Raw genomic sequence first — 19,490 nt, forward strand, 5'->3', positions numbered from 1 at the left:
CGTCAGAACGGGGCATCGCCCTGGATGGTGGTGCGGTACAGCTTGCGCCGCAGGTGTGCGGGGCAGCCGGTTGCCAGGTGGATCAACGAGCGGTTGTCCCAGAACACCAGGTCATGGGGCTGCCACTGGTGGCGGTAGATGTTCTGCTCGAGCACGCTCAGGGCGTAGAGCTGCTGCAACACGTCGCGGCTTTCGTCATCCGGCAGGCCGACGATGCGGGTAGTGAAACCTTCGCTGACGAACAGCGCCTTGCGGCCGTTTTCCGGGTGAGTGCGCACTACCGGGTGGATGACTTCCTGCACCTGGGCCAGTTGCTCGGCGGTCAGGGTCGGGCGCCAGTTGCCTTCGAACTTGGTCTCGGCGTAACGGGCGGTATAGGAGTGCGCGGCGCTACGGCCCTCGACCACCTTGCGCAGTGCTTCAGGCACTGCGTCCCAAGCCTTGTGCATGTCGGCGAACAGCGTATCGCCGCCTTCGCTGGGCAGTTCCTGGGCGTGGAGCATCGAGCCGAGGCTGGGGAGTTCCTTGTACGAAAGGTCCGAGTGCCAGAACTTGCCGGCATCGCCCAGGCCTACATTGCGGCCCTCTTCGACGATGTTGGAGACGATCAGGATTTCCGGGTGGCCCGCCAGCAGGAACTGCTTGAGCACATGGATCTGCAGCTCGCCGAAACGGCGGCTGAAGGTGATCTGCTGGTCAGGGCTGATGCGTTGCTCGCGGAACACCAGCACATGGTGCTCAAGGTGGGCACGGTGAATACGGCTGAAATCCTCGGCGTTGACGGGCTTGGCCAGGTCCAGGCCGATGATCTCGGCGCCAACGGCACCAGGGAACGGACGGATTTCGAAGAATTGCGGCTGGGCGCTGTCGATGGACGACAAGGCGTTCGAGGCGGCTGACATGTTTCACTCCCACGCAGTGCGCGACTTCAAGGGCGCGCGACGATCAGAAACGCACGGGGTTTTCCCGTGTGGGTTCAAGTCGTGCGGCGCGCCGATTGGTCGGCGGGTACGCAGTGAGAGCGACTATAAAGGTATAAGAAAAATAATTTAAATACCGTTAACGAATAACGATATGAAGAGCAAGTGCCGCTAACGCAGCGGCATATCATCGCTGAACGGCTTCTGCAGGTCCCGCTCGTTGATCTCCCAGATCAGCAACTGCGCAGGTGTCTGCTTGAATGCCTCGCTGGCGAAGTAGTCCTTCCCGGCGCCAGAGAACTCGCCTCCATCCTTGGCGAAGTTGCCTACGCTGGCGCCGATGCCCTGCTCAAGGAAAGGAACGAAATTGCTGTTACGCGAGAACGAGGTGCCGATAAGGGCGATGTTGGGCAACTGGCTGTCACCAAACAGGTCAGCCTCGCTTCCCGCCGTCGCATCGCCTTGCACCTCGAAGCGAGACGCAGCCACCATCTCACCGGCAGGCTGCAGGCGCTCGGGCAACCAGTCGAGACCAGCCAGACGCACCAGGTCACCAGGTCGACGGGCCTCAGGCAACAGCGTGCGAACCGAAGCCTGCGCCGGCGAAGGGCTGATGCCCGAGGCCAATACAGCGGCGGCCAACTGGCGAGCCGCTGCCTCTGCACCCTGCTCGCTCCAGTGGGTGTCAGTACGCAGGAACGCCGAACTGCCCAGCGCCTGCAGTGCTGAAGTAGGGTCGACCGTAACGATGCCGGCCTGCTGCAAGCGGGCATTCCATTGCTGCAGGCGGCCTGCCAACGAAAGGGCACGCGTGATGCCGCACAACTGCTCGGCGGCAATCCGGCTCTTGTCCGGCACCAGCAGCACCAGCAGGCGGATGTTGCGTGCAGCCAGCCAGTCCCGCACGGCCATTACCTTCTTTGCCCGCGCCTCGGCATTGGCCTGGGCGTGGGGGTAAAGGCGCGTCTCATCGGCCAGGAACAGCCAGCCTGGGCAACCGCTGCGCACACGCGGGCCGGTATCACCCACGGTCAGCCAGCTGAAGGCCCGCTCCAGGTCGGCAGCGCGCTTTGCCAGCGAAACGTTAGACAGTTCATGGGCGATATGATGGGTGATTTCGCCATCGCGTACACCCTCCCACCCCAGGTGCTCAGGCCACAGGTCTACCTTGCCGCTGAACATGGCCCAAAGGCACGCCACCAAACCTGCCAGCATGAAGGCAAACAGGCTCACGCCTGCCACAGGACTCAGGCGCATCATCATCGGGCTGGGCGGCACGGGCTCCAGGGCAGGATCTTTCTTCGACATGGGCGCCCCCTAGAACTGGAAGTAGAGAAACGGCACGGTTTCGCGGCTGGCGATCAGCGCGAACGACAGGGCAAAGCCCAGCACCGGCCAGACCGCACCTACGGCACGAAACGCCCAGTAGCTGCCAAGACGATGCACGGCGTGGGCCTGCAACAGCGGCAATAGCAGGCACAGTACACCAAGGCCCGCAGCCAGACCGTGAACGGGTCGCAGAGTGGCTGCCAGGGCATCGCCGAGCGCAAAACCATGCAAGCCGAATTGCCCCGCATACAGGCTGAGCGCCGTGGCGAAGTCTGGCGCGCGGAACAAGGTCCAGGCCAGGCAGACGAACAGCAATGTCACAGTGTGCGCCAACCAGGCTGGCAGGTCTGGCAACCCGGCGCGGGACCAGGCCCGATCGATGCAAAGCGCAATACCGTGGGCGCAGCCCCAGAGCAGGTAGTTCCAGCTGTCACCACCGTGCCACAGACCGCCAATCGCCATGATCAGGAACAAGTTGCGGTAGGTCTTCCACACCCCGAGACGGTTGCCGCCCAGACCGATGTACAGATAGTCGCGCAGCCAGCTGGAAAGCGAGATGTGCCAGCGGCGCCAGAAGTCCTGGATGTTGCGCGCCCAGTACGGGTGATTGAAGTTCTCCGGAAAGTGAAAGCCGAGCATCAGGCCCAGGCCGATGGCCATGGCACTGTAACCGGCGAAATCGAAGAACAGCTGCAGCGAATAAGCCAGGCAGCCGATCCAGGCATCGACGAACGATGGGTACTCCTGGGCAAATGCCACCCCCACCAACGGCGACAGACTATCGGCCACCAGCACCTTCATGCTCATGCCGATCATGAAACGCCGTGCGCCGAGTGCGAAGTTCAGCGGGTTGAAGTAGCGCTGGCGCAGCTCCTGCCGTACCCAGTCGTAGCGAATGATAGGACCGGCAATGGAGTGGCCGAACATGGCGAGGTAAGTGGCGAAATTGGCGAAGTTGCGCTCCACCGGCACCACCTTGCGATGCACATCGACGAGATAGGAAATGACTTGCAGGACAATGAACGAAAGCCCTGCCGGCAACGCCACCTTCTGCCACTCGAAGGGCATCGCACCATGGGTGCTGAGCAGTTCGTTGAAGGTAGCAGCCACGATGTTGGCGTACTTGTACCAGCACAGCACCAGGGTGTTGACGACGATCAGCGCCACCAGCAGGCGCTTTCGCCTGCTTGAAGTCTCTCCACTTGCGGCCACCAGCAGGCCGCCCACCCAGCCGAGCACCGTCAGCACCACATGCAGGAGCAGAAACGCCGGGCTCAGCCAGCCATAGAAGAACCAGCTGCCAATCAGCAGTACATGGTTTCGCCCCGAGGGCCGCGCCAGTGCATAGACCAGCATGAACGCAGGTAGGAACAGCAGCAGAAACTCGAGCGAGGCGAAAACCATGGTCGTCCGTCAGTTGGCGTGTGGCGGTTGGCGAGACTCAGTTAGCGAGGGTGTCCTGCGCCTGGAACAGGCGCGGTCCCTTGGCACCCGGAGCCAGGAACACGGTGTAGCGCTGGCCAGCGGCCAATTGCCCCAGGTCCAGGGCATCGCCGCGCGGGCTGCCGGCGCAGGTCGGCTGCACCGCCAGCTTGAGCGGGTTGACCGACCGACGCTGGGCGCTGCCGTCGGCGACATCCTTGAAGATGTCAACCTTGCCACCAGCCAGGCGCAAGCCCGCCTGGGTGCAGCTGGCATCCAGGTTGTAGAAGGCCAGCGAGGCCTTGAGGGCGTTGAAGTCGTCGGGCTGTTCACGCACGGTCACCAGGCGCAGTGCATTGCTCGCGGGCAGGCCGACCACAGTGACGAACTCTCCTGGCTCAACCCGGACATCAAGCGCCTGCTGCTGGCCGTCGAGCGTCAACTTGCCTGCTATCGGTTTGCCGGCAGGCACAGTGAGGAAGTTGGACGCAACGCCAGGTTTCAGGCTTAGTCCGGCGCCGTTGGCGGCACTCAGTTCCAGGTCGGTGGCGCCGGCATTGAAGAAGCGCAGAAATGCCGCATCTTCACTCGGCCCGGTCGGGTACAGCGGGATTTCAGCCGCCTGGGCGGTGCCCAGGCTCAGCAGCACGGCAAGACCAGCAGCGACACGGCGCATTACTTGCCCCCCTTGAGGCTGCCGGCCGGCAGCTTGTCGATGGCATCGACAATGGCGCCAGCCCAGGCCTTGTAGCCGGCCACGGTAAAGTGCTGGCCATCGGTGGTGATCCACTGGCCCGGCTTGGACATGCTCAGGGAATCGACGTAGGTGCAGGGCGCAACGTTGGCGGCAAGGAACTGCGACATCAGCTGAGTGCGCTGATCGTTCTTCTTGTACATACCGCCCACCTTGCCCCAGGCCGGGCCGACCCACACACACTTGGTGCCGGTTTCGCTGATCGCCTTGGTCAGGCTGGTCACGCTCTGCCAGGCCCACGCTTTGGGGAAGGCCGGTTTGTCGTAGCTGGCCATGGTGTCGCCAATCACCAACACGACCACATCGGGCTTGTGCGTGGCAATCAGCTGCTTGATTGGCGTGGTGCTGGCTTCCCGGCCCTTGATCTGCAGCTTTCCGTTGTCCTGCTGTTCGGCACCGCAGTCGACCTTTTTGGTCACCAGCCAGTCTGCCGCGCTGGCGCCACAGGCGCCGATCGAATAGGCATGGCCTCCCTTTGCCACCACGGCGGCGTTGAGCGGTTCGGTCAGGTGGTTGGCCAGGCTCATGTGGCTTTCACCCAGCACCAGCATGGTCAAGCCGGCAATCGCAGAAGCAGGCATGGTGTGTCTCCTAGAATCAGATCAATTGGAATAGGGGGAGCGGTATGGGCTGACCGGCAATGCCATCGGCCGATACTGGTCCTCAAACATGTAACGCAGGTACATGCCGCCGTTGAATTCGCGGTAGTCCTGAGAGTTGTTCAGGCCCATGTGGCCACCCAGGAAGAAGTTGCGCCCCAACTGGTACTCGGCAGCGGCGGCCAGGTTGTAGCCAACGCCTGTCTTGCTGTCACTCGAATACTCGGACTGCTGGTCTGGATCAGCCGCAGCGCGGGCCTGCCGGGCGGCATCGCCTGGGTAGTAGTCGGCAGCGTCCTGGTTGAAGAACTGCACCCCGACCGAACCCTTGAGCGATACCGTCAAACGCTCGTATCGACGCGCCCAGCTGACCGGCACCCCCAAGGCAAAGAAACTTTGCGGGCTGAAATAGCCACCGTGGCCATAGGTGTAGAAGCCCTGGTTCTTGTCGTACCCCATGGCCATCAGGCTCAGGCCTGCGGTGAGCTGGGTGTCCTCGGTGTTCTGCAGGTACCAGTACACGCCACTGCCCAGTTCGGCGCGGGTGTTGTCTTCGACATGGTGCCCCTTGAGGCTATGCATCGAGCCGTACACGTATGCCCCGAACTCGCGGTCGTCATACCCCAGCTCCAGCCGCCCGCCAGTGGCGGTGACGCCGCCCCACTTGAGGCCGCTGCGTTTGTCTTCGCTGCCAGCAAACGAGGTGACGCTGTCGGTGACCGCCCGCCGCGATGCCTTGGCGCTCCAGTGCAGGTCCGGGTTGCCGGCCACCGGTCGCTCGACCGACACACCACCCACCAAGGTGCTGTACAGGAAACCTTGCGGCGTGGTGCCGATGTCGGCCTTGACGCCGCTGGGTTTGTTCTCGAAGGCCAGCGCTACGCCGACGCCCGAGTCCTTCTGTGAGCCGACTTTGCCATCGCCACCACCACCGAAGCGTGTCGCCGCCTCTCCGCTGGGGCTGCCTGCATTGAGCGAGACCGGTGTCACCCGCAACGCTACACGGCTGTCGCCAACCGGTGCGCTGGCCTCGATAGGCGCCTGTACATTGACCAGTCGGCCCAGGCCGGATTCGCTGTCGTTACCACTGACTTCCAGGCCCTGGGCCACATAGGCACTTCGCTCCTGGTTGACGTCGCTCAGTGCCTTGGCCGCTTCACTCATGCCGGCGCGAGGGTCGGGCTTGCTGCCTTTTGCCAACACCACGAAGGGGTTGTCGGAGCGTCGCTCGTCCGCCACTGATGGCAGATGGGTGGGCTGAGCGGTAGCCAAGGTCGGCGCCAGCAATTCGTCAACCGACTGCCCGCTGCGCAGCCGATCGCCCTTGGCAAACGGGTTGCTTGGCATACTGCCGGGGGCGGAGGCTGCGTACACATCATTGCTCTGCTGGCGGTTTTCCTGGCTGACGACCTTGCCCAACAGTTCGGCCGCTTTGGCGGTGTGCCCCTGGAAGCGATAGATGCGTGCTGCCACCGTCAACACGTCGGGGTCGTCGGGCGCCACTTTCAGCGCCTGCTCCAATGCCCTGGAGGCGTAGGCATCCTCCCGAAGCTGGGACGCAACATCCGCAGCACCGACCAGCAGTCGGGCGTCATTGGGGTTGCGCTGGACCAGTGGCTGATAGAGTTCGAAGGCCTTGGCCTTATCGCCATTGGCCGCGTACATGCGCGCCAACGCGGCGCCAGCCAGAGGGTCTTGCGGGCGCTGCAGCAATGCTGGCGAGAGGGTGTCATAGGCACCGGCCAGGTCGCCCTGCTCGCGCAACTGGTCAGCCTTGCGCACGCGGTAAAGGAACAATAGGTCGTCGTACTGGCGGCGCTGCTCGGGGGTCATCGACTGGCCTTGAAGGTCGCGCAGAATACCGGCAGCTTCAGACTCATGGCCGGCCTGCAGCAGCACACCGGCGTAGCGCAACAGCAAACCCGGCTCGACCTGGGCACTGCCCGCCATGACATCGCGCAGCATGCCCATGGCACGCTGGTTGTCCTTGGCATCGGCATAGGCCGACGCCAACTGCGCCTGACGCTCGGGTATGCCCCGGGCCAGCGGTTCCAGACGCGAAAGGAAGACTCTGGCCTCCTGGTAGCTACCGCGCTTGTTGAGATTATCGATCTCCTGCAAGCGCTGGCGGAATTCCACATCACCGAGCAGCTGTGACACTTCCTCGCTACGGGCATTGGCCGGAATGCTGGACAAGCGCTCCCGGGCCTTGCCCCACTCACCCTGCTGCATCGAGAACAGCGCCGAGGTGTAGAGCGCGTCTGCATCATTGGGCTGCGCGCGCAGCATGCCGTCCATCAGGCTGCGCGCTTCATTGCCAGCGCCCATGTCCAGATAAAGACGAGCGAGCCCATAGCGCGCCCAGGCATTGTTCGGATCATTGCGCAGCGCATCTTCCAGTGCTGCACGCTGGCCAGCGGTATCGCCTCGCTGCTCGGCAAGCTGGGCCTGCTGCAAGGCAAGGTCGGCACGCATGCGGCCAAGGCCGCCGAGCTTGGACTGCTCTTCGCCCGGCAGTTGCTGCACTTCGCGCAGTGCCTGCTCCTGCTTGCCCTGTTGGACCAATGCGCCGACAAGACCTCGACGGGCCTGAAGATTGTCCGACTGCTGCCCCAGCACCTGGCGATAGAGCGTTTCGGCAGCCGCCGGGTTGCCGCTAGCCGCCTGCACATCGGCCAAGGCCAGTGCCGCTTCCGGCGCCTGGGGGCGCATGCGGCGGGCCTGTTCAAGCTGCACACGGGCATCGGCCGAGCGGCCCTGTGCCTGGCTCTGCCGAGCCTGCTGCAACAGCGACCAGTAGCGCACTTCATCCAGCGCTTTTTGCCACGAGCGGCCGCCAGCCTTGACGGCGCGGCTCAGCAGCAGCTCGGCGTCCTCGAAACGGTTCTGCTGTTGACGCAGCACGCCGAGGCCACCCAAGGCATCGGCATCGTTTGGTGCGGCTTTCAGGCGCTCTGCAAACTCACGTTCCGCAGTTGCCTGGTCACCCTGCTCAAGGGCTTTCAAACCGCGCTGTACTTGCGGACTGCGCTGCCAGCCAGCGCTGCCGGCGCTTGCCCCGGCTCGGCCCTTGGCAAGCAAGGCGCGAACTTCTTCGTCGTCCGGGTGGCTGGCGAGAAACGCATCGAACAATGGCTGCTGGCGTGCGTTCGGCGCCCCCAACCAGGTAAGGGCCAGACGCCAGGTCTCATCGGCGTCGCCGCCAATGTCCTCGCGCTTGGCCAGGCGCTCCAGTGCTCGGATGCCTTCCTCGCGGGTGTCTTCACGACGGACCAGGTGCTTGGCGAAGAACAGCGTTACGTACGGGTCATCCGGCTGCTCCTGACGCAAGCGTTCAAAGCCTTGGCGCGCCTCGGGCCAGTGGCCATCGAGAAAACCGAGGTTATTGTAGAACTCACGACCGACGCGGCCTTGGGCAGGTTTGCCACCCAACGCCTGGCGGTAGAGCTGGTCGGCGCGGGCACGGTCGTCGTTGTCGACCGCCAGACGAGCCTGTTCCAGCATTTTGGCGTTGGCCGTTTCGGCCAGGCGGATATCCTGCGCCAGCTGGCGTGCCTGGTACGGTGGCGGGCTCAGGGCCTGCAGGCGAGCCAGGTATTCACCGGCCTTTGCCAGTTGCTTGTCCTTGACCGCAATCAGGCCCAGGCCGTACAGCGCATCGGGCTGCTGTGCATCAAGCAGGAGCAGTTTGTTCCAAACTTCGGCAGCGCGCTTGGGCTTGTCTTCGGCCTGCCAGAACAGCCCTTGGTCAACCAGCAGGCGTTTCGGGTCGCTGTTCTCGGCCAGGGCGGTCCCTTGGATAAGGACAGCCAACAAACCCAGGGTCAGAGGGCTTTTGCGGAACATGCGGACTCCCAGGAGGGCTTCAATTGGCCGTTGGCGGCGAAGCGGTAGCGTTGTTCGCTCCAGCCCAGGCCGAACAGGCTGAGCATGTAGTCGTAGTAAACCGAGGGCAGCTTTGGATCTCGCGAGCCTTGCAGCGCGGCGTCCAGCTCGCGGCGAGCCCGGCGCTCCTGCAGCTCGGCGAGCCATGGCTGGCCGTTGGCTTGGAAATAGGGCACCAAGGCAGCAGAGAAACCGAACGGGCCAGTGCCTTGGCCAGTGCCGCTGGCCAGTGCGACCTTTTCAGGTGGCAGGCCGCTGACCGCGGTGAGCCGGGTCATCCCCTGCAGTGCAGCGAGCACGGGGGCGGCATGCGGGTCGCCCGGGTCGGTCATGCCGGCCCACAGGTAAACGCGAATGGCGTCATAACTGCCCAGATCATTGCTGACGGCATCGCGGGTAAACACGCCGGTCTTGGCCGAGGTGCCGCGGTAACCGACCCAATCGGCGGCCAGGCCATTGCTGCCGCCCTCACGCAACAATTTGACGCTGCTTTGCAGCACAGCCTTCCAGGGCCCCTGTGGATCGGCCGCCGCCAGCCGGCGCAACAATGGCAGCGGCACATAGCTGGGGTTCAACCGCCAAAGGTGGTCCGGCTGGGCAAAGCCCACCGGCCCAGGCAGCAGTGTCGGGCCCAGGCCCGGCAGCTCGGCGACCTCGTGGGTCTTGATCTGGCCAAGCAGGGCCAGCGCATCGTCACGGTAGGCGGGCACTTTCCACAAGCGGTCGGCTTCAAGCAATGCATAGACGAACCACAGGTCGGCATCGGAGGCGGAATTGCGGTCCTGGATCTGCCAGCCGCCATCGCTGCCCTGGCCCCACAGCCAGCCAGGGAGCATCTTGCCCGGCTGGTTGCCGGCCAGGTTCTCGCGGCTCCAGCGCCAGATGTGTTCAAAGCGTTCGCGGTCATTACCCACCAACGCGAAGAACAGCGCATAGGCTTGCCCTTCCGAGGTGCTGTGATTGGGCTTGAGGCTGGACTCGAGCACCCGGCCATCGGCTTGGACCCAACGCTCGGCAAAGGCTTTCCACATGGCCCAGGGGGCATCGCAGGCTGGCTGGGCAGCCTGGGCGGACAATCCGGCGAGCAGCAAAAAGGTCAGCAGGCCGCGTGACAGGAAGTTCGCCATCGTCAGTCCTTCAACCGGTTGCGGGCCCGGGCGCGCAGGCTCAGGAACAGCAGCACGCTGGTCAACGCCACGCCAGCAGCGGTCAGCAGCAATGTGCCGCCCAGGTGCCGCGACAGCCACCACTGCACATGGCGGAACCAGCCCAGATCACCAACGTAGTACTGCTCGTCGGCCACCAGCGAACTGATACGCGTGCCATTGACCACGGCCAGGCTGCCCTGAATTGAGTTGTCTTCGTCCTGGGGAGCGGCAAGGGCCGCGGCCACTTCACCCAACCCTTGCGGGCTGCCACCGGCAATGATCACCACGCTGCGGCCGCTGTCGAAAGGCGACTCGAAGCCCGTCAGGTAGTTATCCACAGCACCCGTCTCCAGCGCGATGCTGCTGTTGGATGGGCGCTGGTCAATACGATCATTGCCACTGACCCAATCACGTACCCGGTAGACCAGGTCGGACAACTGGAACTGCGACTGTCCACCCAGGCTCACCGGCAGGTGCTCTGCCCATCGCTGCAGCAGCGGCTGGTTGCCACCGGAGGCGAACACCAGCAAGTCCTTGCCACGCAGGGCGGCATCATCGCCGGCTTGCACCACGCTGACTGCCGTGGCGGGCAGACCGGTGGAATCGCCGAAGCGTCCAAGCACATCGAGCACTGCCGAGACTTCAGCCGCGCCATAGCCATCAGGCATCACCACTGCGGTCTCGGACAGGTCAGCCATACGCGTGAACGGGAAGCCGCTGTCGCGGAACACCCCAAGGTTCGGCAAGGCGATGAAATGGCGGTAATCGCTCAAGTCGAGGGTCGACGTCGGCTCGATGGTGCCACGCATGTTGTCGATGATGATGTCACGGCATTCGCCCTGCTTGATGTAGTCGTACATGAAGCGCAGTTGCAGCGACGACTGTAGTGGGAAACTGGCGAGTGGCACGGTCAGGTTGGCCTCGCGCAGCAGCGTTTCGTCCTGTTTCAGGCGCGCCATCAAGGTCTGGTCGTCCTTCAGGTGCTCCTGGGACGGCAGCGGCAGCGACTTGAGGAATTTGCCGCTGACGCTGACCAGCAGCGATGAATTGGACGACACCGGCTGCGGGGTGTAGCGGTATTTGAGGTGCAGCGGCACCCCCTTCTCGCGCCAGGTGAACAGGTCTGGCGGCAGGCGCATTGGCAGGCTGATGGTGCCCGGGTCGTAGCCCGCCACGCTCAGGCGCTTGGCTTCGATCAGCTCGCCAAGCTGCACTGGACGGTCGCTGGGCAACCAGTTGGGGGCGTCATAGGGCTTGCGTGGGCGCAGTTGGCTGACCGCGTCGACACTCGCCTGCTCGCCTTTCATCACTCGAGTGCCACTGACCAGAGCCGCCGCAGCCTGCTTGAGCTGCTGGTCGTCACGACCAACAACAAGCAGCAGTTTGCCGTTCGGGTCGTTGGGGTTGGTTACCAGCTGCAAACCCGGTTTGGCCGGTGCCTCCAACTGCAGGCCGCCGGGCGCCTGGCCAGCGGTGACCAAGACGATTGCGTTGCCCTGCGCTGGCAAATCACCCAGTAGCACCGGGAAATGTGCTCCACGGTAGCTCGCCTGGCTACCGAACCAGGAGGCCACCGCACCAGCAGCCTCGAGCTTGGCGTTGCCCGGCGTTTCGGCGAAGACGAAAGGCAACTCAAGACGCCTGGCGTCACGACGGTCGAAGAAAGGTACCGGCAACAGAGACAGATCGTTTGGCAGCGCCAGCGGCGCCAATTCCAGTTGCAGTTCGCTGCTGTTGCTGACCTTGGCCCAGAGGCTCGAGTGCTGGGGGTCCTCGCACTGCATGGTGTAGTGGCCGATCAGCTGCAGGGTCAACCGGTTGAAGTCGGTAACCAGGTGCGGGGGGATTTCCACCACCTGCTTCTGCAAGCTACCGGCGGTTTCCTTGGGCAACGGGATACTTGCCGCCACCTGGTCGTTGACCAGGACGTTGAGCTGCGACATGTCAGGGATCAGCGCAGGCGAGTAACTGTATTCCAGGTTCAGGCGCGCAGCGGTCACGACCCGGTCGGTGCGCACGTCGAAGTTGACACTGTCGCTACCTTCGATCCCGCGCAGGTTCAGGGTGTAGCCAGCGCCCAACTGCTTGAGCGTAGAGCTCTGTCCTGGCACGGCGGCCTGAATCACGGGCTCACCGGCACTCTGCTCCTCGGCACCCGCAGGAGACATCGCAAGAAACAGCAGAGACAGCGGCAGCGCGAATGCGAGCCGGCATTTTGGCTTGCCGGTAAAAGAGAAGCTCATGAATTCCTCGGAGGATGGGTGCCGGACGAGAGCGATGAGGGACGCAGGCGCGCGATGGCTTCGTCGAGCGTCGCACGGGACAGCTGGCGCACACCGCGCCAACCCATGCGCGAGACTTCGCGCAGGGCCGAAAGCGGGGTATCAGCCCCTTGCCCCCAGGCGTTGGCCCAGGTGTCGGCGCGGGAGAAGGTCAGCCGGGTCAGGTCGAACTGTTGCTGCAGGCTAAGTTCATGGAACGTCAGTCCCAGCACGGAGCCACGGCTGAACACCACTTGGGCTGGCAGCACGCACTCCTGGTCATCGAGGAACAACGACACCTGAACCTGCTCGCCACGAGCGATCGAAACCCCCTCGGGCAAGGACAGCCCGACGCCCCGCTGGGAGAAGTCGTTGGTGGTGCACACCACTGTCTTGCCATTGGCCAGGCTTACGGTCGCCGGCAAGGTTGCGAACACCCGCGGCTCTGCGCGGATCTGCCGGGTTTCACTGGCCACCGCAACGGCGGCGGAACTGATGATGATGTTGTAGACCGTCCACCCCAGGTTGATGAGGATGGTCGTGGCATTGGCGTCCGCATCGAAAGCGAGCTTGCAGATGCCGATTGCCGCGCCGACAAGGTTCAGCACCAGTACCGCGATGTAGGGCCTCGCCAGCTTCCAGTCGAAGTAGCCCTGCTCGATCATGCCGCCCTTGGCGGTCACGTTGAAACCGCCGGCCTTCGGGTTGATCATCGCCAGCAACACCGGGCGCATGATGTACCAGGCCAGAACGGTCTCGTAGACTTCGTTCCAGAACGAGTGACGGAAGCGGCCCTGGATGGTGGAGTTGGTCACACTGGCGATCATGATATGCGGCAACGCGTAAGCCAGGATCAACAAGGCCGGCGCCTGGAACACCTGCGCTTCGAACATCAGGTAAGCCAGCGGCGCGGTCAGGAACACTAGACGCGGCAGCCCATAGAAGAAGTGCAGCATGGCATTGAGGTAACACAACCGCTGGCCGAGGGAGAGGCCTTTACCCAGCAATGGGTTATCGGTGCGAAAGATCTGCGCCATGCCGCGAGCCCAGCGGATGCGCTGGCCGATGTGACCAGAGAGGCTTTCGGTGGCAAGACCGGCCGCCTGTGGCAAAGGCAAGTAGGCCGTGTTATAGCCACGGCGGTTGAGCTTGAGCGCGGTGTGGGCGTCTTCGGTCACGGTCTCCACGGCGATGCCTTCGATTTCTTCCAACGGTCCGCGCTTGATGACCGCGCAGGAGCCACAGAAGAACGTGGCGTTCCACAGGTCGTTGCCGTCCTGGATCAGGCCGTAGAAGAGCTCGCCCTCGTTGGGCACACTGCGGAAGGTTTCGAGGTTTTTCTCGAAAGGGTCCGGCGAAAAGAAATAGTGCGGGGTTTGCAGCAACGCCAGCTTCGGATCCTTGAGGAACCAGCCCATGCACACCTGCAGGAACGAGCGGGTTGGCACATGGTCGGCGTCGAACATGGCGATGTATTCGCCGCTGGTATGACGCAAGGCGTTGTTGAGGTTGCCGGCTTTGGCGTGCTTGTTGTCACTTCGGGTGATGTAGCCAACCCCGACGTTTTCGCAGAACTGACGAAACTCGTCACGACGCCCGTCATCCAGCACATAGACGTTGAGACGGTCCCTGGGCCAGTCAATGGCCATGGCAGCCAAGGTGGTGCGACGGATGATTTCCAGCGGCTCGTTATAGGTCGGAATGAAGACATCGACGCTGGGCCACAGGTTGCTGTCGGCAGGTAGCGGGTGCGGCTTGCGCTGCAACGGCCAGGCGGTCTGCACATAACCGAGCAGCAGCACCAGCAGGGCGTAAAGCTCGGCGGCGACCAGGCCATAGCCGAAGAACATGTCCAGCGGGCTTTCAAACCCCAGCGACGACGTCAACCGCCAATACAGATAACGCAACGAGGCGATTACCGACAGCACCGTCATGGCCAGCACCGCCAGACGGCTGGCTCGCCGACGCAGCAACAGCGCTGCGCCCAGGCACGCGCCACAGAAAAGGAACTGTTCTTCCAGCTCGAAAGGCACAGTGACGACCACCACCAGCATGGCCAGAGCCATCAGGCCGAGCAGCAGGTCCCAACCTTGATGCGCCCGCAGTCCATCACCCGCCTCTCGCAGGTAAGCGCCAAGCCTGCTCATTGTGCGTCTGCAGTAGCGACCGCCAGACGCCCGATCAGCGCTTGTGCGCAGTCGAGGATGTCATGACAACCACGCCCATTGGGGTCGTAACCCAGGACATTGCGGTTATAGGCGAGTGCTTCGCTGATCGACTGGTCCCGGTGCACGATGCCAATCATCTTCTTGCCCAGCAGGCCACGCAGGATCTGGGTGATGTCCTTGTTCAGCTGCCGCGAGCCATCGACCTGATTGATCACGTATGAGGCACCGGCAAAGTCATCTCGGCCCTGGGTGTAAGCGGCGATCAGCCTGTCGATCTGAGGAAGCGAGGTATAGGAAGCCGGGTCCGCCAAACTGACGACCAGTGCGATGTTTGCAACGGACAACGCCTGGCGCAGGTAGACCGACGGCCCTGGCGGGGTGTCCACGACAACGATTGCGCCATCGGCAATTTGCATGTCGGCAAGGTGGCGAGCGAGCCACATCGGGTCGCGTTGTAGGCTCTGTTCGAAGGCCGGGCGGAGATCTTCATCGATCATGCCGTGCGGGAGTACGAACACGCCATCGCTGCTGAGTTTGCCCAGCTCCTGCCAGGGCTGCCCGGCCTGCACGATGCCGGCATCCTCCAGTACGGAAGTGGGCGCTTCGGCGGGTTGGAAATGGTGATGCAGAGCATTCTGCGGGTCCAGATCGACAGCCACGACCTGACGCCCAGCCCGGCGCAGCGCGCTTGCAAGGTTCGCCGCCAGAGTGGTCTTGCCGACACCGCCCTTGGAGGAAATGACCGTAATGACGCGAATGTGCTCGAGATCGGGGCGCTCGCAGGACACCACAGGGGCTTTGACAGGCTCCGGGCTTGCGTTTTCGGCCAACTTGGCCAGCAGGTTACGCAGGCCAGCGGCGGACCAGTCGGTGGCTTCGGGCTCAGGTCGTACTTCGGGCTGGACAGTGCTGTGCAAGACCGGATCAGGCTCAGCCACACGGGTGTTCAAGGCCGTCACCGCAGAAGCGGGACTTGGCGAGGAAGCGGGTTTTCCGGACAGCAGCGGCCAGCGACTGGAAGAGCCGCGGCCGTTATCGTCACGGGTAAATTCCTGATACTGATCGGGTTGACCGCCAAACTGCTTGAACAAACTACGTATATCGTTCGAGGCACTCATCTGCTACTACGCACTTATAGGTTAGTCAAAGTTCAGGCGTTTAAATGACGGATATCGTCAAAAAAACATCAATTTCAGGTATACCAAAGCGATATGTCAATTTTACAACGCCCCGGATGAACGATGTCAAGATGACATTGTAAAGCGGCGATCACCGGTGACCCTTGTAGGAAAATTGCTATGATTTGTCGAGCGTCATAAACGGCCAATCGGACGTTCGGCATTCGTGATGCACGTCACATTCTTTATCTGTAGGGAAGCCAAGATATTGAGCCGGATCAGGCGTAGGAGTTTTCCTACGCACTAATCAGAAGGGCCAACGACCAGAGGCAGCGTCTCAACGCTCCCGCAGCGCCTCGGTCTGCGCCTTGATGATCGGCTTGAGCAGGTAGCTCATGATGGTCTTCTTGCCGGTCTTGATATCGACCGTGGCGACCATGCCGGGGATGATCAGCAGCGGATTATCGTCGCTGCCGAGGTGGCTGCGCTCGGTACGCAGACGAATGGGGTAGTAGGTGGTCTTCTTGTCCTCGTCGGTGATGGTGTCGGCGCCGATCTGTTCGAGCTTGGCCTCCAGGCCGCCATAGATGGTGAAATCGTAAGCCGTGAATTTGACCATGGCTTCCTGACCAGGGTGAAGGAAGGCGATGTCCTTGGGCAGGATCTTCGCCTCGATGACCAGCGAGTCGTCCAGCGGCACCACTTCGATGATGTCGCTGCCCGGCTGAATCACACCACCGATGGTATTGACCAGCAGTTGTTTGACGATGCCACGCACCGGCGAGGTGACCAGGGTGCGGTTGACCCGGTCATCCAGCGCCTTGGTGGTGGCGGTGGCTTTGTTCAGCTCGGTTCGAGCTTCGTTGAGCTGGGTCAGGGCGTCACTGCGGAACTTGCCGCGGGTTTCCTCGATCTTGCTCTGGATTTCCTTCACCGCCGCCTCGGCACGGGGGATGGCCAGGGCAGTGGCATCAACCTCGCCACGGGTTTCCACCTCGGAACGGCGCAGGCGCAGAATTTCGACCTGGGAGATCGCGCCTTTGGCCACCAGCGGCTCGGACATGCCGATTTCCTGGCGTAGCAACTGCAGACTGTTGGCGTACTGAGCGTGCTTGGAGTTGAACTCGCGCAGCTCCTGCTGGCGCTGCACCAACTGTTGTTGCAAGCCGCCTAACTCATCGCTCAGTTGCTGGCGTCTACTCTGGTACAGCGACTCTTCGCTGGCGGCCTGGCTGGGCGCTGCGTCACGCAACTTCTGGTCGATGTTCAGGGGCACGCCCTCAACCTCGGCGCTGAGACGCTCGACACGCAGCGCCATGGCCACACGGTCAGCCTCGGTTTCGCCCTTGTTGGAGGCGAAGCGGGTTTCGTCCAGGCGCAGCAGTGGCTCGCCCACCTCGACGACCTCCCCTTCCTTGGCGAAGATCTCGGCGACGATGCCACCCTCTAGGTTCTGGATCTTCTGCACCTTGGATGAAGGAATGGCCTTGCCTTCGCCCCGCGTCACTTCGTCGATAGGCGCGAAGCTGGCCCAGACGATAAGGAACAGGAAGAAAGTGATCACACCCCAGATGGTCATGCGCACCACGCGCGGGGCATCTTCGATCAATGCCTTGTTGACCTCGGGCAAAGGCTGCCCATGGAGCGAGTCCGAGCCTTTGAAGTAACGCCGCAGGTGGTCCTTGAAGTGACCGACATCGAGCTTAAGCGACACTGATCTGCCCCTTCTTCAGTGCATCCATGACAGCGGCTTTCGGACCATCGGCAACCACCTGGCCACGGTCTATGACGATCAGCCGATCCACCAGCGAGAGCAGCGAGGCACGGTGCGTCACCAGCACCACGGTCTTGCTTTCGATCACCGCTTGCAGGCGTTGCTTGAGGCGCTCTTCGCCAGTGTTGTCCATGGCTGCGGTCGGCTCGTCCAGCAACAGTATCTGCGGATTGAGCAACAGAGCACGGCCCAGGGCGACGTTCTGCCGCTGCCCGCCGGACAGGTTCTGGCCACGCTCGCCGACCTGCAGCTCATAGCCATCGGGGTGCAGACGGGCGAACTCATGTACGCCGGACAGCTCGGCGGCATGCAGGATCATCTCGTCCTCGATGTAGCGAGCGCCGCTGACCAGGTTGTCGCGCAGGGTGCCGGCCAGCAACTGGATGTCCTGTGGCACGTAGCCGATGTTGTGGCGCAGTTCGCTGACGTCGATCTGGCGGATATCCACACCGTCGACCAGCAACGAGCCGCTGGTGCCCTCGTAGAGGCCGACGATGAGCTTGGCCAGCGAGCTTTTGCCCGAGCCGCTGCGGCCAATGATGCCCACCTTTTCCCCTGGGCGAATCGTCAGGCTGACGTTCTTCAGGGCCTGGTTCTGCTGGTTGGGGTAGGTAAAGTCGACGCCACGGAACTCGATGGCACCCTGCAGCACCTGGCGGCTCAATGGGCGTTCTTCGAAATTGCGTTCCTGGGGCAATTCCATCATCTGGTCGGTGGCAGCCATGGTCACCTTCGCCTGCTGATAGCGCGCCAGCAGGCCGTTCAACTGGCCGAGCGGGCCGAGGGCGCGGCCGCTGAGCATGTAGCAAGCCACCAGGCCGCCCATGCTGAGGCTGCCGTCGATGATCAGGTAGACACCAACACAAATCATCGCCACCCCGGCCAACTGCTGGATTAGCAGGGTGATGTTCATGGCCAGGCCCGACAGCACTTTGACCCGCAGTTCCAGGCGGCTAAGGGTGCCGAGAGTCTGCTCCCACATGTATTGGCGTTCGCTTTCGGCGTTGTTGACCTTGATCGCGTCGAGGCCCGCCAGGGTTTCGATCAGGCTCGACTGGCGCTCGGAGGCCAGCGCCATGGTCCTTTCCATGGTGGCCATCAATGGTTTCTGCAGGGCGTAGCCGATACCCAGGGCCAACGGGAAGGCCAGGATGGGTATCCACACAAGGTGGCCGCCAATGATGGCGATCACCATGAGAATGATCAGGGTGAACGGCAGGTCGATCAGGCTGGTGAGCGTGAGCGAGGCCAGGAAGTCGCGCAGCCCCTGGAACTCGTGGATGTTCTGCGCATAACTGCCGACCCGTGCCGGTCGGTATTTCATGGCCATGCCGACGATGCGCTCGAACAGCGTCGCAGAGATGATCAAGTCGGTCTTCTTGCCGGCCAGGTCAAGGCACAGGCTGCGCAAGCCTTTGAGAATCAGGTCGAAGATATAAGCCCCGGTGATGCCCACCGCCAGCACCCACAGGGTAGAGGTGGCCTGGTTTGGTACTACACGGTCGTAGACGTTCATCACGAACAGCGGCGCGGCCAGGGCGATCAGGTTGATCACCAGGCTGGCGGCGATGGCGTCGATATACAGCCATTTGCTGCGCAGCAGGGTATCGCGGAACCAGGAGCGGGCACGCGGGATGAGGTTGCCGTGGTTGACGTCGAACTTGTGCTGCGGTTGGGCGAAGAACACCCGGCCGCTGTAGTCGCTGATCAAGGCGTCACGGCTGACCAGCACCTCGCCACCGTCGCTCTCGCTGAGCAGCAGGCGTGCCGTGTCATGGTTCTCCCACCCAAGCAGCACCGCAGCACGTCCTTCCTTGAGCAGCAGCATGGCCGGCATGGCGATACTCGGAATCTGCTCGAGCCTGCGTTGCAACAGGCGCCCCTGCAGGCCGGCTCGGGCGGCGGCACGGGGCAGCAGCTCTGAGGTGAGGCGTTGGGCTGGCAATGGCAATCCGGTGGTCAGCATCACTCGGCTGGCGGGCTTCTGATGCAAAACGCACAGGGTCAGCAGACAGTCCAGCAGGGGATCGTCGTGCTGGCTACGCGGATCGTGACTGAGTTGAACTCGACTGACTTCGGATTCCACGTGGCGCTCTCTTCCTTGCGGTAGTT

12 protein-coding genes and 1 pseudogene are annotated in these 19,490 nt (G+C 62.8%); all 13 read right to left on the minus strand.

The window, feature by feature from the left end; translation table 11 throughout:
• Positions 1-2: 2 nt before the first annotated feature.
• Positions 3-902 (minus strand): TauD/TfdA family dioxygenase, encoded by a 900-nt coding sequence (locus PspTeo4_RS20315; protein ID WP_322365745.1) that lies wholly within the window; start codon positions 900-902, stop codon positions 3-5.
• Positions 903-1,091: 189 nt separating this feature from the next.
• A complete protein-coding gene (locus tag PspTeo4_RS20320) occupies positions 1,092-2,228 on the minus strand; it encodes an alginate O-acetyltransferase AlgX-related protein (protein ID WP_322365746.1) in 1,137 nt (378 codons plus the stop codon).
• A gap of 9 nt (positions 2,229-2,237) precedes the next feature.
• Positions 2,238-3,653, minus strand: a complete 1,416-nt coding sequence (locus PspTeo4_RS20325) for an MBOAT family O-acyltransferase (RefSeq protein WP_322365747.1) — start codon at positions 3,651-3,653, stop codon at positions 2,238-2,240.
• Between the two features lie 37 nt (positions 3,654-3,690).
• Positions 3,691-4,347, minus strand: coding sequence for an alginate O-acetyltransferase AlgF (locus tag PspTeo4_RS20330; protein WP_322365748.1), 657 nt, complete (start codon positions 4,345-4,347; stop codon positions 3,691-3,693).
• On the minus strand, positions 4,347-5,006 hold the full coding sequence (locus PspTeo4_RS20335) for an SGNH/GDSL hydrolase family protein (protein ID WP_322365749.1): 660 nt from the start codon (positions 5,004-5,006) through the stop codon (positions 4,347-4,349). Before PspTeo4_RS20335 ends, PspTeo4_RS20330 begins: the two co-directional genes overlap by 1 nt.
• A 21-nt stretch (positions 5,007-5,027) precedes the next feature.
• Positions 5,028-8,870: a cellulose biosynthesis protein BcsC gene (locus tag PspTeo4_RS20340; protein ID WP_322365750.1), complete on the minus strand. Its 3,843-nt coding sequence runs from the start codon at positions 8,868-8,870 to the stop codon at positions 5,028-5,030.
• On the minus strand, positions 8,849-10,036 hold the full coding sequence (gene bcsZ / locus PspTeo4_RS20345) for a cellulose synthase complex periplasmic endoglucanase BcsZ (RefSeq protein ID WP_322365751.1): 1,188 nt from the start codon (positions 10,034-10,036) through the stop codon (positions 8,849-8,851). Before bcsZ ends, PspTeo4_RS20340 begins: the two co-directional genes overlap by 22 nt.
• Positions 10,037-10,038: 2 nt before the next feature.
• The gene (gene bcsB, locus PspTeo4_RS20350; protein WP_322365752.1) at positions 10,039-12,300 is read right to left on the minus strand and encodes a cellulose biosynthesis cyclic di-GMP-binding regulatory protein BcsB; all 2,262 of its coding nucleotides are present in this window, start codon (positions 12,298-12,300) and stop codon (positions 10,039-10,041) included.
• Positions 12,297-14,465, minus strand: a complete 2,169-nt coding sequence (gene bcsA, locus PspTeo4_RS20355; protein ID WP_416196968.1) for a UDP-forming cellulose synthase catalytic subunit — start codon at positions 14,463-14,465, stop codon at positions 12,297-12,299. The genes bcsB and bcsA overlap by 4 nt, the downstream gene beginning before the upstream one ends.
• Positions 14,462-15,436 carry a cellulose biosynthesis protein BcsQ gene (bcsQ, locus tag PspTeo4_RS20360; RefSeq protein WP_322365753.1) on the minus strand — a complete coding sequence of 325 codons (975 nt, stop codon included), beginning with the start codon at positions 15,434-15,436 and terminating at the stop codon, positions 14,462-14,464. The genes bcsA and bcsQ overlap by 4 nt, the downstream gene beginning before the upstream one ends.
• A gap of 57 nt (positions 15,437-15,493) precedes the next feature.
• Positions 15,494-15,604: pseudogene (bcsR, locus tag PspTeo4_RS30045) on the minus strand (BcsR/BcsP family cellulose biosynthesis protein); the annotation flags it as partial.
• A 337-nt stretch (positions 15,605-15,941) separates the two neighbouring features.
• Positions 15,942-17,318, minus strand: a complete 1,377-nt coding sequence (locus PspTeo4_RS20365) for an HlyD family type I secretion periplasmic adaptor subunit (RefSeq protein ID WP_322365754.1) — start codon at positions 17,316-17,318, stop codon at positions 15,942-15,944.
• A complete protein-coding gene (locus PspTeo4_RS20370; protein ID WP_322365755.1) occupies positions 17,308-19,464 on the minus strand; it encodes a type I secretion system permease/ATPase in 2,157 nt (718 codons plus the stop codon). The genes PspTeo4_RS20365 and PspTeo4_RS20370 overlap by 11 nt, the downstream gene beginning before the upstream one ends.
• Between the last annotated feature and the right edge of the window lie 26 nt (positions 19,465-19,490).

Source organism: Pseudomonas sp. Teo4 (assembly GCF_034387475.1).
Classification (GTDB): Bacteria; Pseudomonadota; Gammaproteobacteria; order Pseudomonadales; family Pseudomonadaceae; genus Aquipseudomonas.